General features: G+C 60.7%; 12 protein-coding genes and 1 pseudogene. 2 read left to right on the forward strand and 11 right to left on the reverse strand.

Features of this window, described 5'->3' with window-relative positions; genetic code table 11:
* Nucleotides 1-493: 493 nt before the first annotated feature.
* Both FJ958_RS25050 and FJ958_RS25055 read right to left on the reverse strand, forming a co-directional pair.
* Nucleotides 494-925: a potassium channel family protein gene (locus FJ958_RS25050; RefSeq protein ID WP_140746623.1), complete on the reverse strand. Its 432-nt coding sequence runs from the start codon at nt 923-925 to the stop codon at nt 494-496.
* A 4-nt stretch (nt 926-929) separates the two neighbouring features.
* Nucleotides 930-3,326 carry a phosphoketolase family protein gene (locus FJ958_RS25055; protein WP_140746625.1) on the reverse strand — a complete coding sequence of 799 codons (2,397 nt, stop codon included), beginning with the start codon at nt 3,324-3,326 and terminating at the stop codon, nt 930-932.
* 162 nt (nt 3,327-3,488) lie between these two features.
* Here FJ958_RS25055 and FJ958_RS25060 point away from each other — a divergent pair, with 162 nt between their 5' ends.
* Nucleotides 3,489-4,682: an acetate/propionate family kinase gene (locus FJ958_RS25060; protein ID WP_140746627.1), complete on the forward strand. Its 1,194-nt coding sequence runs from the start codon at nt 3,489-3,491 to the stop codon at nt 4,680-4,682.
* Nucleotides 4,683-4,694: 12 nt separating this feature from the next.
* On the opposite strand, the gene FJ958_RS25065 is transcribed toward FJ958_RS25060, so the two are convergent.
* The gene (locus tag FJ958_RS25065; protein WP_140746629.1) at nt 4,695-5,228 is read right to left on the reverse strand and encodes a GNAT family N-acetyltransferase; all 534 of its coding nucleotides are present in this window, start codon (nt 5,226-5,228) and stop codon (nt 4,695-4,697) included.
* A gap of 322 nt (nt 5,229-5,550) precedes the next feature.
* Nucleotides 5,551-5,760 (reverse strand): annotated as a pseudogene (locus FJ958_RS25070) (hypothetical protein); the annotation flags it as partial.
* 47 nt (nt 5,761-5,807) lie between these two features.
* On the opposite strand from FJ958_RS25070, the gene FJ958_RS25075 reads away from it, so the two are divergent.
* Entirely contained in the window at nt 5,808-7,283 is a 1,476-nt protein-coding gene (locus tag FJ958_RS25075) for an inorganic triphosphatase (RefSeq protein ID WP_348642221.1), read from the forward strand.
* Between the two features lie 736 nt (nt 7,284-8,019).
* Here FJ958_RS25075 and FJ958_RS25085 read toward each other — a convergent pair.
* The 7 genes from FJ958_RS25085 to FJ958_RS25115 all read right to left on the reverse strand — a co-directional run bounded on the left by FJ958_RS25085 (nt 8,020) and on the right by FJ958_RS25115 (nt 13,504).
* Nucleotides 8,020-8,238: a hypothetical protein gene (locus FJ958_RS25085; protein ID WP_246679749.1), complete on the reverse strand. Its 219-nt coding sequence runs from the start codon at nt 8,236-8,238 to the stop codon at nt 8,020-8,022.
* 416 nt (nt 8,239-8,654) lie between these two features.
* Complete coding sequence (locus FJ958_RS25095; RefSeq protein ID WP_246679750.1) at nt 8,655-9,434, reverse strand: 3-methyl-2-oxobutanoate hydroxymethyltransferase; 780 nt, start codon at nt 9,432-9,434, stop codon at nt 8,655-8,657.
* 57 nt (nt 9,435-9,491) lie between these two features.
* Nucleotides 9,492-10,283, reverse strand: coding sequence for a TIM barrel protein (locus tag FJ958_RS25100; RefSeq protein ID WP_181176512.1), 792 nt, complete (start codon nt 10,281-10,283; stop codon nt 9,492-9,494).
* 6 nt (nt 10,284-10,289) lie between these two features.
* Nucleotides 10,290-10,598, reverse strand: a complete 309-nt coding sequence (locus tag FJ958_RS31685; RefSeq protein ID WP_140610892.1) for a MocE family 2Fe-2S type ferredoxin — start codon at nt 10,596-10,598, stop codon at nt 10,290-10,292.
* An 11-nt stretch (nt 10,599-10,609) separates the two neighbouring features.
* Nucleotides 10,610-11,569, reverse strand: coding sequence for a sugar phosphate isomerase/epimerase (locus FJ958_RS25105; RefSeq protein WP_140746633.1), 960 nt, complete (start codon nt 11,567-11,569; stop codon nt 10,610-10,612).
* Entirely contained in the window at nt 11,566-12,570 is a 1,005-nt protein-coding gene (locus FJ958_RS25110) for a Gfo/Idh/MocA family oxidoreductase (RefSeq protein ID WP_140746635.1), read from the reverse strand. The genes FJ958_RS25105 and FJ958_RS25110 overlap by 4 nt, the downstream gene beginning before the upstream one ends.
* Before the next feature lie 88 nt (nt 12,571-12,658).
* Nucleotides 12,659-13,504, reverse strand: coding sequence for an ATP-binding cassette domain-containing protein (locus tag FJ958_RS25115; RefSeq protein WP_140746637.1), 846 nt, complete (start codon nt 13,502-13,504; stop codon nt 12,659-12,661).
* Between the last annotated feature and the right edge of the window lie 110 nt (nt 13,505-13,614).

Here is a 13,614-nt window from a genome sequence, read left to right on the forward strand (position 1 = left end):
CTGCAGGACGCGCTGGTCGAGACCTGGGATGCGCTCGGCATCCCCTACGGCTCGGCCGGACGGCCCTCGGTCGCCAAGAGCGACCGCATCATTCCGCTGCTGGTGCTCAAGTCGGGCGGCTGAGTATCACCGCGGAGACAATCTCCCATGTTCACAGCTCCCCCAAACCTCCGCGAGAATGGCCAAGACAAGGCAAGGTCGTTCCAAGGCGGTGCCGGCGCTCGCCCTCACACTCCATTTTCCGGGCCCGAAACACTTCCCGCCGCCAGGGCCCTGGCAGCTTCAGACTTGTGTTCAAACCTGGTGTTGCAGGCGACGCGCACGATACTGCGTCTATCGTTCAGCGCATTGCTGGCGCTGTTCGTGAGCGATCTATTCACACGGACTGCTAGCCTGCCATTCTTAGGTGCTGCGATCGCCGTTCTCCCGCTCGAATCCCTCGCCGGGTTGGTCGCCGACCTTAGGGCCGGCAGTTTGGAACAAGCAGGGCAACTCAGAAATGTTCCCCGGCCCGGAAAGGTCCAACCCTGGTTCCGGCTGCTATCAGATAAGCGGTCGACCAGCCGATCAGCAGAAACCCATTGATCCCTTCAAGGGCAGCCAGCATGCGCCAGCCATTGGCTGGGACGATGTCGCCATAGCCAATGGTCGAAAACGTGACTGTTGAAAAGTACAGCGCAGTCTCGAAATCGGGAAGAACGCCTAACAGCCTGTAGCATCCCGCCCACAGCCATATCTCCGTGGTGAGCACCGCAAACAGCCCCATCACGACGGTAATCATGGCGATCACCCGGCCCCGGCTGCCATGCATGCGGAAATACAGGACCAGCTTGGCCATTGCCCTCGTAATCGCCATCAGGCCGAAGGTGTGGATAAGCACGGTCAGACCGATGATAACCGTACCCGTTGCGAGATCCGCAAACATCGGCTCAGGCAGCGCGAGACGGGTCCGGCCAACGCCAGCCGCTGACCTCGGGCATATCGGCTCCATGTTCGACTATGTATTGCTTGTGCTCGATCAGGCTGTCGCGGAATGCCTGCTTCGCATACGCAGCGGTCGAGCCAAGCGAGCCGACGCGATCGATGACATCCATCGCCAGATGAAAGCGATCGAGGTCGTTGCGCACAGCCATATCGAATGGCGTCGTGGTGGTGCCCTCCTCCTTGTATCCACGAACATGCATGTTTTCATGGTTGGTGCGCTTGTAGGCCAGCCGATGGATCAGCCAGGGGTAGCCGTGATAGGCAAAGATGACCGGGCGGTCCTTGGTGAAGAGTTCGTCGAAGTCGGCATCCGAGAGACCGTGTGGGTGCTCGCTTTTGGGCTGCAGCGTCATCAGGTCGACCACGTTGACGACGCGAACCTTCAGTTTCGGCAGGTGCGTGCGAAGCAGGTCCACCGCGGCCAGTGTCTCCAGGGTCGGCACATCGCCACAGCAGGCCATAACGACATCGGGATCATCGCCACGATCGTTGCTGGCCCATTCCCAGATGCCGACGCCGGCGGTGCAGTGCTTGATTGCCTGGTCCATGTCGAGCCACTGGGGTTGCCGCTGCTTGCCGGCGACAATGACATTCACGCGGTTCCAGCTGCGCAGGCAGTGGTCCGTGACATAAAGCAACGTATTTGCGTCTGGCGGAAAATAGACGCGAACGATATCGGCCTTCTTGTTCACGACATGATCGACGAAGCCCGGATCCTGATGACTGAAGCCATTATGGTCCTGGCGCCAGACATGGGACGTAAGAAGATAGTTGAGCGACGCGATCGGCCGCCGCCAGGCAATCTCCTTCGAGGCTTTGAGCCATTTGGCGTGCTGGTTGAACATGGAATCCACGATGTGGATGAAAGCCTCGTAACACGAAAAGAAGCCGTGCCGCCCGGTCAGCAGATAACCCTCGAGCCAACCCTGGCAGGTGTGCTCGCTCAGGATTTCCATCACCCTGCCTGTCGGCGAAAGGTGATCGTCATAGCTGAGGGTCTCGGCGTCCCAGGCTCGATCCGTCACCTCGAACAAATCCTGAAGTCGATTGGACGCCGTCTCGTCGGGACCAAAGACCCTGAAATTGCGCCACTCCGCATTGGCCTTCATGACATCGCGCAGGAAGGCGCCGGTAACCCGTGTCGTCTCGGCTTCAGAGCCGCCCGGGCGCGCGACCGTCACCGCATAATTCCTGAAATCCGGCAATCGCAGCGGACGCATCAGCGCCCCGCCATTGGCATGCGGATTGGCGCTCATGCGTCGTTCGCCGGTCGGTGCCAATGCGGCTATCTCGACACGTAGACGACCGGCCTCGTCGAAAAGCTCCTCGGCGCGGTAGCTGCGCAGCCATTCCTCGAGCAGGCCGAGATGCTCGGGCTTGTCCATGGTGAACGGCACCTGGTGCGAGCGCCAGAACCCTTCGGCCTTTTTTCCATCCACGATCTTTGGTCCTGTCCAGCCTTTCGGCGACCGCAACACGATCATCGGCCAGATCGGCCGCCTCACCTCGCCGCCTTCACGTGCATTTCGCTGGATCTCGCCGATGTCGGCAAAGGCGTCGTCGAGCGCTGCCGCCATCTTCTGGTGCATATCCGCGGGTTCATCGCCTTCGACGAAGATCGGGCGATAGCCGTAGCCCTTGAACAGCGCCTCCAATTCGGCAGGACTGATGCGCGCAAGGACGGTCGGGTTGGCGATCTTGTAGCCATTGAGATGCAGGATGGGGAGGACCGCCCCGTCACTGGCCGGATTGAGGAATTTGGTTCCATGCCAGGAGGTCGCGAGCGGTCCCGTCTCGGCCTCGCCGTCTCCCACCACACATGCGGCAATCAAGTTCGGATTGTCAAAGACGGCGCCGAATGCATGCGACAGGGAATAACCGAGCTCTCCACCCTCGTGAATCGAGCCGGGAGTATCTGGGGCCGCATGGCTCGGGATGCCGCCAGGGAAGGAGAATTGCCGGAATAGATGGCGCATGCCGGCTTCATCCTGCGAGACGTTGGGATAGAGCTCGCTGTAAGTACCCTCCAGCCAGGTGTTGGCGATCACACCGGGCGCGCCGTGACCCGGTCCCGCAATGAAAAGGACACTCTCGTCGCGCTCCTTGATGATCCTGTTCAGATGGACGTAGATGAAGTTGAGGCCAGGTGTCGTGCCCCAGTGGCCCAGAAGGCGCGGCTTGACGTCCTTCATGCTGAACGGCTCGTGGAGCAGCGGGTTGTCGAGGAGATAAACCTGTCCGACGGACAGATAGTTGGCCGCGCGCCACCAGGCATCCATCAGGTTCATCTGTTCGGACGACAGAGACTTGGCACGTGCTCGGGTTCTGTTTTCGCTCGTCATTCGCGTTCTCCGTGGACACAATAGCCAGATGAACATGACCGTTGAGAGTCGGTTCCACTATAGGTTCGCCATTTGTGGAACTCCGTCCCGCCGATCGCCTTGATGTCGGTCAAGGATTGCAACTCGCGAGCCGGGCAAGTCGCGCATTAGGAGATCGAGACGATGGCTGACGCGATCCTGACACTGAATGCCGGTTCATCCAGTCTCAAATTCGCATTATTTGCGGACGATGGAGATCGCTTGGTCCCGGCGTTCCGGGGCGAGATTGAGGAAATCAACACCAACCCGCGACTGACAGTAACGGACGAGGCCGCGGCCGTGTCGGCCGATCAGACCTGGCCCGACGCCGCCGGCGACTTCCGGTCCCTGTTGGAAAAGGTTATCGATTGGATTGAAGGCCATGCCGCCAACCATCGCGTCGTAGTGGTTGGCCACCGGATCGTGCATGGCGGGCCCGACCATTTGGGACCGGAGCTGGTCACTCCAGATCTTCTGGTGGCACTGGACGATCTGACCCCACTGGCGCCACTGCACGAGCCGCAGAACATTGCACCGATCCGAGCCATTGCCTTGGTGCGTCCCGCCCTGCCCCAGATAGTGTGCTTTGACACTGCTTTCCATCACACCATGCCAGCAGTGGCTAAGCGTTTCGCGCTCCCCCGTGAGTTTGAGGCAGCGGGCCTCAGGCGTTACGGCTTTCACGGCCTTTCCTACGAATATATCGCAGGTCGCTTGCCAGAGATTGCTCCGCAATTGGCCAAGGCGCGCGTCGTCATCGCGCATTTGGGCAATGGCGCGAGCTTGTGTGCTTTGCGCGCAGGCGCAAGCGTCGACACCACGATGGGGTTCAGCACACTTGACGGCCTGATCATGGGAACGCGACCTGGCAGTCTCGACCCGGGCATTGTCCTTCATCTGCTGCAACAACGGGGCATGGGCGTGAGCGATGTCGAGGATCTGCTCTATCGCCGGAGCGGCCTGCTTGGCGTTTCCGGCGGCATCTCCAGCGACATGCGCAAGCTGCTCGCCAGCACCGACGCCGCCGCTGCCGAAGCCGTCGAGCTTTTCTGCTACCGGATTGCGCGTGAATCCGGAGCGCTGGTCAGTTCGCTCGGCGGCCTGGACGGCCTGATCTTTACGGCGGGCATTGGCGAGCACGCGCCGCGCGTGCGCGAACTCGTCTGCCGGAGGCTGCAATGGCTGGGCATCGAACTCGATCTGGACGCAAACGCCCGCAACGACGGGAAAATCAGCACGCCGGCAAGTCGTGTCGAGGTTCGCGTGGTCGCGACCGACGAGGAAGCGATGATTGCCCGGCATGCTTTAAAGGCGATCCGGCCCGACTTTCATGCGTAGCCAAAACTTCGGCTATGAGGCTTCGGCGGCTTGATTGCCGAGCTGCTTTGTGACCAGCACCAGCGTAGGGTCGTCCGGGTAGGAACGAACGATGAAGCCCATGTTTCGTTCAAGCTCGATGGCATCGAAGTTGTCTCGGCTTTCGATCGACTCGATCGCTGCCAGACCGCTCCTCTCCGCCTGCTTGGCGACAAAGGACAGCATCTCCCATCCAATGCCGCAGTCCCTGTAGTCCGCGCGCACCGAGACGGCGACTTCGCCACGGCGGCCATGCCGGTCGCAGGCCAGCATCGCCGTCGTGACCGCGAGCTTGCTGCCGGCGATAAAGCCGATATAGGTCTCGGTCGTGCGATGATCGACATCAATCATTGCATGGATCTGTTCGGGCCTGACGGCTTTTTGGCCAGACAGGAAACGGAAGTGCAGATCGTCTTCGCGAACTTGATGGAAGAGTTCATCGAGAACGGCCTCGTCGCCTGCACCCGCGGTTCGCACATGCAGTTTGAGGCCAGTGCGGGTGGTGATTTCCCAAGATTGAGCGTCCATTTGAGTAGCCTTTCGACAGCGACAGCGCCCGTTGCAGATGGCGCGATGGAGCCTCCCATAAGTCACCGCGGGCTTCGCTGCCTTGAGCTAGCGCAAAGACAGGACCTTGAAAATTCACTCTCCAGCCGAAGCCCGCCTCGAAGTCGATGCGCATGCGGCTGACGATGCAGTCGGGTTCGCCATCCAGGATTGGCTAATTGGTGGTTGAAAAACCGCCAAGTCATTGACAAATAACAACATGGTTGGCCCGGACGGTGTGAGACCTCCAAAGAAAATCAGTGACTTAAAGGATGGATACTCCCTGCTTATGGGCATCGATGAAGGCGCGCAGGTCTAGAATCTCGGTCACAAGTGCCTTTTCCCGATCCCAGCGTGCTTGCGCTGCCGCAAGGGTGGTCTCGGTTTCCGCCAGCCCGGCTTCCACGCGGGTCTGTCTGTCGGCCACTTCGATGCCGATCGCTGCCTCGCGGCCAATGATGCCGTTCTCCACCTTGAGCGCCTGGCGGCGGCGCAGGATGTCCTCGACCTCGGCCAGCTTGAGATCCGGACGCAGCTGGTCCAGTTGTTTGTGACAGGTTTATGACGCACAATGCGAAGCGACGCTGCGCCGAGGACACTATGCAGGAAACGGAACTGAAGCTCGAGCTTTCGCGGTCGGGTGCGGGGTCGCTCCTCAAGAAAAATCCGTTCGGAGCCTCGCCCACCATTCTCCAGCAAAGATCGATCTATTTCGACACCCCGGAACGGGACCTGTCCAAGCGCGGCCTGTCGCTTCGCATTCGCAAATCGGGAAATGAACGGATACAAACCGTCAAAGCCAGCAATGACGCCGCGGCCGGATCGTTCGCACGCGAGGAATGGGAGCGGCCGGTCGCCGACGATATTCCGGTGCTTGACGATCCGCAGATCCGAGGCCTGCTTGCAGAGGCTGGCCCAAGGCTGGCGCCCTTGTTCGAGGTTCATGTCAAACGGCATCGTTGGAATGTGACGGACAGCGGCGCCACGGTCGAAGTCGCCTTGGATCTTGGCAAGGTCGTTGCAGCCGATCGCGAGGCGCCGGTCTGCGAGCTCGAGTTGGAAAAGAAGGTAGGCTCGCCGAAGGCGCTGTTTGCGCTCGCCCGGAAAGTCGACCTGATCACGCCTGCGCATCTCGGGGTGCTGAGCAAAGCAGAACGGGGTTATCGTCTGCTTGACTCGGCGCCGGGTGCCGTGAAATCGGCGGCGACCCCGCTCTCGTCCGAGATGAGCGCGGCAACGGCTTTCGCGCGTATCGCCGCAGCCTGTCTCAGACAGTTTCGTCTGAATGAAACGGCGCTGGGCTGGTCCCGCGACGCAGAGGCCCTGCACCAGGCTCGTGTGTCGCTGCGACGGCTGCGATCTCTGTTTTCGATCTGCAAGTCCCTGTTCGACGACAGCCGTTTCGACCACCTGCGAGAAGAATTTAAATGGCTTACCTCGGAACTTGGCGATGCGCGCAATATTGACGTGATGATCGAGCGCGCTTCGAGCGAGGCTCTTTCAAGCCGTCTTCAAGATGCGCGCGACGACGCCTATGTGGCGGTCGAAGCATCGCTCTCCTCGGTGCGCGCCCGCTCGTTGATGATCGATGCCATCGAGTGGATCTCCATCAGAGACTGGCGAACCCAGTCGGACGAGCAGTCGTTAAGCGATTTCGCCTCGAGTGTATTCGATAAATTTTGGAAAAAGGTGGCGAAGGGCGGCAACAACCTCATTGATGCCGATGACGAGACCCGCCACAAAGTGCGCATTGCCGCAAAGAAACTGCGCTACGCGGCGGAGTTCTTCGAGCCGCTTTACAACAGCAAGGCGGAAGTCAAACGCCATCGACGATTCATCGAGGCGATGAAGAGCCTGCAGGATCAGCTCGGCAACCTCAACGATATCGCCACCGCCCCCGATTTGCTGGCGGCGCTGGAGCTTTCGGACGTGGCCGGTGCGAAGGATCTCTTCAGCGCCGAGGAGAAATCCAAGCTTCTCAAGGACGCCGCGGAAGCACACGACAACTTTGTCAACACCAGGCGCTTCTGGCGTTGAGGCAGCATGCAGAGCGACGAAGCTGCAGCACCGGCTAGCCCGGACACCATGCTAGTTAGCGGATGTCAGCCAACCCATATCCTTCGTATGACCTCGTATGGTCCGGCGAACCTATGGGCGAAGCAGCTAGGGTTCGGACTCGTAACGAAAGCGACCGTCGCGCCGCCTAGCACCCGCGCCTAGGGCACTGCGCTCGACAACATTAGAACGATGCCGACCGCTATCATTAGCAGGCCTGGCCAGTTGCGCGAGAAGCCGAGAAACCCGAACCCACGCCGGCGCGGCTCGAGAGTTGGGCCAGGCGTTGCCAGCCTTGAGGCCGACCGGTCGGCTGGAGTGCCGAGCGGTGCCAAATTGCTGAGCCGACCGTATGAAAGTGCCGCGCCTGCCATGTAGACAATGCCAGCGACGATGAGTAGCGCACCGATGAGAATGACAGTCAATTTTCATCCTCCTCTCTTTAGCTTTCCAAGCCTGGCCCGCATATGAATGAAAACGGTCGTGACGGCTGACAGTTCCGGCAAGAGCGCCCTATCGGCTTGGACGTGTCGCCTGAATCGAACGGAACGGGCCCGGTGAACGCCGGAGGTCTGCCATGGGGAAGAAAGCTAGGCTGATCATTGAGTAGTGCGCGAAGCACCTGCGAAGCAGTTGTTACCGCTGTGCCCCCAAGAAGCAGCCGACCAATGATCGGTCATAGCCTCAAGGAGCGGACGCCAGCCCTGACCCGTTCGTGTCATCTGCGATCAGGCAAGTCCGTCCCTATCCGCAGACGCTCCATATAGGCTCGGCAGGCAAAGCTGCGGTCACGCTTCTTGCCGGTCGTTTCGACGAGAATGCCAGCTTCAGCCAGCACTTCGATCGCGCGGATTGCCGTTGGCTTACTTGCATCAATCATCTTCGCCGCCCCCGCGTCTCTCACAATGCTGCTTTCAGTGCCAGAAATTTCGAACATGAACCTGTTTTCCGTAAAATGTCCGATTTCCGGCTCATTTCAGATCAAAACGCATATCTAAACTGAATGCAGTCGCTTTGTTAGCTGGGGTTCCGCTGCGCCTTCCGATCAAGAATATGATTGCGAAAGCAGTTCTGCATTTCCTTGAAGGACCTGAAGCCAAGGCGCGGAACCAGGCGAGACAGGGTTGTCGTTGAGACGTTGCACCGGCGTGCGATCGAGGCCGACTTTTCGAAGGCGACGTAGTCCGGCTCTGCAAACATCACGCGGGCGACAGTTTCCAGTTTCGTCGGAAGGATGAGCTTCCGCTGGCAATCAGCATTTTGAGTTCATCGAGCGTTGGCGCCCTGGTGTTGCGAACCACGACTTGTCCGGCATCCGCTCGTGATGAAATGGGTAGCCCCAAAGGCATTGTTTCACCGTTTTGCTGCTTGCATGAAGCTGTCGAACTCGGCATCCCCAATCGGAACGGTATGTTCGTAACCGGGGTACCGGCCGGAATCGACGTCGGCCTTGTATTCCCTGAAGGCCGCAACGCGCTCGTCCTGGATCTTTTGCAGCTCCGGGCTGAGGTTTCGGTATACCTTTCCGTGTCGCGGCTTGTGGTTCTTGCCGTAGCCGCAGACATCTTCGGTGAACAGATACTGCGCATCCGCATATCTGCCGGCGCCCATACCGAGCATGACCAACGATGAGTTTTCGGTCAGGAATTTCGCGACGCGGTCGGGCACGACTTCCAACTCCGCCCCGAAGACGCCGATCTCCTCCAGTCTCTTCGTATGTCGCCAGAGGCGGAGCGCTTCGTCCGCCGTCTTGCCGACCGCTCGCCAACCCGTCCAGGTGATGTAGGAAGGGATCAGGCCGATATGGCCGACGACAGGGAGGTGGTTGTCGCAAAGCGCCTTCTGGATATCGTAGGACGCGGCACAGTAGAAGGCGTCGCCTCCGATGCCGGCAAAGTGGAAGGCCGCACGCAGATAGTCCTCCGCCGTCGCGAGCGGACGGCTGGCAAAACTGCCCCAGCCGCCATAAGGCAGACCGACCTGCACGAAACAGTTGCCGGCTGCATCCCGCATTTCCTGGTCGAAATACCGGCCTTCGATCGAAAGCATGTGAATGCCCGCTGCCGCTGCTGCCGCGGCTTCGTCGGGCGTGCTGACGAAGAGCATGGAGATCTTCTCTCCATTCCGCTTCATCTTTCGGATGTCCTCGATATGAGGACGGTTGTGATACATGCCCATGGTCAGCCTCCCCTATAGTCCATCGCTCACCGTGAACGCCCGCCGGAAAGCGTCCAGCGCCGCCTCGGGATCGTGTTGGGCAAACGCTTCCAGACCCACTGGCCCGCGATACCCCATGTCGAACAGGGCTCTTGCGATGTAGGGCCAGTTCATCTCGCCCGTTCCCGGCTCGCAACGACCCGGGTTGTCGGCCACCTGCACCTCGCCGATGAACGGCAGGCACTTCTCGCACCAGCGCACGATATCGCCTTCGCCGATCTGCGTGTGATAGAGGTCGAGATTGATCCGCAGCTGGGGTCTGTTGATCGACGACACCAATGCCAGCACCGATGCCGTCGAGCCAAACGGGCAGCCAGGGTGGTCGAGCAGGTTCAGATTTTCGAGCGTGAAGACGACACTTTCGGCCTCCGCCATGTCGCAGATGCGGTTCAGCGTATCGCGCGCCTTCAGCCACATCGGGCCGGTCTCGACGTCGGCGCTGACGACAGGTATGCCGCCCTCGCCGAGCCCGGTGCCGTGCAGGTTCAGCCGGGCAATGCCGAGGCGCCTTCCGACCCTGGCGGTCTCAAGAGCCGATCTTAAGAGCATGTCGGCGCCCTCGTCGTCGGCGAGCCGTCCTTCGAGATAGCCGTTCATGATCGTGAAGGTTGCGCCTGTCTTCTCGAGCGCCGCGAGGTCATGGTCCGGCCAATTCCACAATCCGACGCCGAAACCCATTTCATGCAGCCGCGCGACGCGCCAGGCCATCGGACGATCGCGCCAAAGCATCTCTGCGCAGGCAGCCAGTTGGAAGGGTTGGGTCATGACAGCTCAAACCTCGACCATAACGCGGCCGTTCTCGACCTTCGTCTTGTAAATCCTGAGGTTTTCGCAGGCCGGTGGCGTCTCTACCTCGCCGGTCGTGAAATCGAAAACGGAAGCGTGCTTGGGGCACTCCACCGTGTTGCCCATGACCAGGCCGTCGGCAAGGTGGATCGCCTCGTGCGTGCACAGTCCGTCAGTGCAGTAATATTCATCGGCGTCGTTGCGGAAGATTGCGAAGGCCCGGCCGCCATTGTCGAAGCGCCTGGCTTCCTCGGCTTCGATGTCATCGGCGGCGCATGCGTCGACCCAGGGCATTGAGTGTCTCCTCAGATATCTTGTGGTTTGAAGTCCGCGGGGGCTGATGGCATCACGCCCTGGAGCAGCGCGACGGACTTCTCCAGCCCCTCGAGCGAATTGAGAAGTACGTCCTCGTGCTCGATGGAAAGCCAGCCGTCATAGCCAGCCATCTTGAGCCGATAGCAGAACTGCCGCCACCACTCCTGGCCATGGCCGAACCCAAGGGTGATGTAGCTCCAGGAGCGGGCCGGAATGTCCATGAGGCTGCCATTCTCAAGCAGCGAGGTCGTGGCCTGAACGGGCCGGTTGAGCATCGTATCCTTGGCGTGAACATGGTACACGGCCTCGCCCAGCGCCTCGGCGGCGGCGAGTGGGTCGGCGCCCATCCAGAACAGGTGCGAGGGGTCGAGATTGGCGCCCACGACAGGCCCGACCGCTTCTCGCAATTTCAGAAGCGAGGGCACGTTGTATACGCACTGATTGCCGTGCAGTTCGAGTGCGATGCGCTCGACACCATTTTCCTTCGCCAGCGCCACGATCTCCGACCAGAACGGGATCAGCCTGTCTTCCCATTGATATCTGAGAATGGTCTGCGTTTCCGGCGGCCAGGAGGAGACGACCCAGTTTGGCAGGCTGTCGCTGGCGCTGCCGGCCGGCAGACCGCTCATCGTGCAGACGGTGCGGATGCCCATTTCGCCGGCGACGCGGATCGTATCTTTCAACCCCTCGCCCTGGGACGGATCGGTCGGATGCAGCGGATTGCCGTTCGCGTTCAGGCTGATGATCTCCAGCCCGCGTTCCTCGAACGCTCCGGCGAACCGCTTCTGGGCTTCCCTGTCGCCCAGCATGGACGACAGCCGGAAATGCGGGGCGGTCGACCAGCCACAGGTGTTCACCTCGATCCCGGATACCCCCATGCGCCGGGCATGATCGAGCACGGCGTCGAACGGCAGGTTGCCGAGACTGTCTGAAACGAAACCCAGCTTCACGCGTAGAACTCCGGCTTTGCAATCATCTGGATGGGTGTGTGACGGGTCTCCTTCAGCGCCACCACGCCAGCCTCGGCAACGACGGCGGCGCAATAGCCGTCCCAGCAATCCGAGGCGATCGCGGGGAACTCGCCAGTCATCACGAAGCGAAGGAAGTCGCGGTTCTGGCGGCGATAGGCGTCGTAATAGCGGGTCCGCCAGTCTGCGTCGTAGCTTGTGCTTTGGGTGAGCGCGGACTCGGTGCGGGTGTACGCGACATTATTCGTCGCAACGGTTCCCCGCTCGCCGATCAGCTCGGCACGGACGTCATAGCCATAGGCTGCGTTGTTGTTGATCTCGATGTTGACGAGCTGGCCGTCCACCGTTTCCAGCACCATCACGACGGGCGCGACCCGCGCGTCCGAGCGTCTCGGCTGGAATGCCGAAATAGAGGCATATTCCGTCCCCAGCACGTAACGCACGACGTCGAATTCGTGCGGGGCGGAATTGGTAATAGCCATCGCACCGGTGAAATCGGCTGCAGGCGTTTCAACATTGCGGTGGAAATTATGCATCATCAGCGCCCGGCCGAGGTGGCCATCATCCAGTGCCCGCTTCATCTCCTGGTAGGAACGATCGTAACGCCGCATGAAGCCGAGCTGGACGAACTTCGCCCCCGCCTTCTGTTCGGCTTCCATCACCGCGACGCAGTCAGCCGAGGCTTGTGACAGGGGCTTTTCGCACAGCACCCGCTTGCCGGCGGCGATGCAGGCCATCGCAAGCGGCGCATGCGTGAAATCGGGACTCGCAATGATCACGACGTCCACGTCTTGCCGCGCGATGGCGTCCTTGGGGTCGGTCGCAATGTCGAAGGCCCCGCACGCATCGCCGACGCGGCGAGCGCGCTGCTCATCCATGTCGCAAACCAATTGAAGGGTTGCGCCGGGCAGTTCCTCCGCGACTATCTTGGCATGATCCGCGCCCATCAAGCCGGCGCCGATCACTGCAATACGAACTGTCATTTCTGTCCTGTTTTTGCTTTCGAGTTTACGGGGCCGCGACAAGCGGCGAGATGAAGCCGAGCCGGACTGGATAGCCTCCCAAGGAAGTCTAGTGAGCGGCTGGGACCTCCAGCACCTGTGGCGACGGCGGATGCCCCTCATGGGTCTCCATGTAACCCTCAACCTGCGCTTCGAGGTCAGCCATGGTCTCGCCGCCAGCCATCAGATCCGTGATCTCCTCGCGGGACTTTTCGCCCTTGCGGAAATCGGCGGCGATGGCGCCACGGATCAGCACTGCGAAATGATCGCCGACGGCCATGGCGTGCATGACCTGGTGCGTGATGAAGACCACCGCCAGGCCGCGCCTCTTGGCCTCGTTGACGATACGCAGCACGTGCGAGGCCTGCTTGACGCCGAGCGCAGCGGTCGGCTCGTCCAGGATCAGCACACGCGCTCCAAAATACACGGCGCGGGCAATGGCGAGCGACTGGCGCTCGCCGCCCGACAGGCCCCCAACCAAGCGGTCACCGTCATCAATGCGGGTGATGCCGAAATCCCGCACCGCTTTCACCGCGATTTCGTTGGCGCGCTTGCGGTCGTAGATCCTGAACGGTCCCCAACCTTTGGTCGGCTCGACCCCAACAAAGAAAGACCGCCCTATGCTCATCAGCGGGAACGTGCCGCCGAACTGGTGCACCGTGGCAATACCCCGCCCCTGCGCGTCACTCGGTCCGACGAAAGTTACTGGCTGACCGTCCATCAGTATCTGCCCGCTGGTGGGCTTATGGACACCAGCCAAGGTCTTGATGAGGGTCGACTTGCCGGCTCCGTTGTCGCCGAGCAGACAAAGCACCTCGCCCGCACGCACCTTGAGCGAAATATCGTGCAGGACGTCGATTGGGCCGAAGGATTTGTTGACGTTCTTCAGTTCGAGAATGGCGGGTTTGTCGTTCATGGCGTGCTCAGCCCTTCATATCGCGCCCGGTGTGATTGATGCTGCCGACTGGCCAGGCTGTTCATCGAAGCCCTATCCTTGGCCAACCATGCGACCGCGGGCTTGGACTG

This window comes from Mesorhizobium sp. B2-3-5, from assembly GCF_006442395.1.
Classification (GTDB): domain Bacteria; phylum Pseudomonadota; class Alphaproteobacteria; order Rhizobiales; family Rhizobiaceae; genus Mesorhizobium.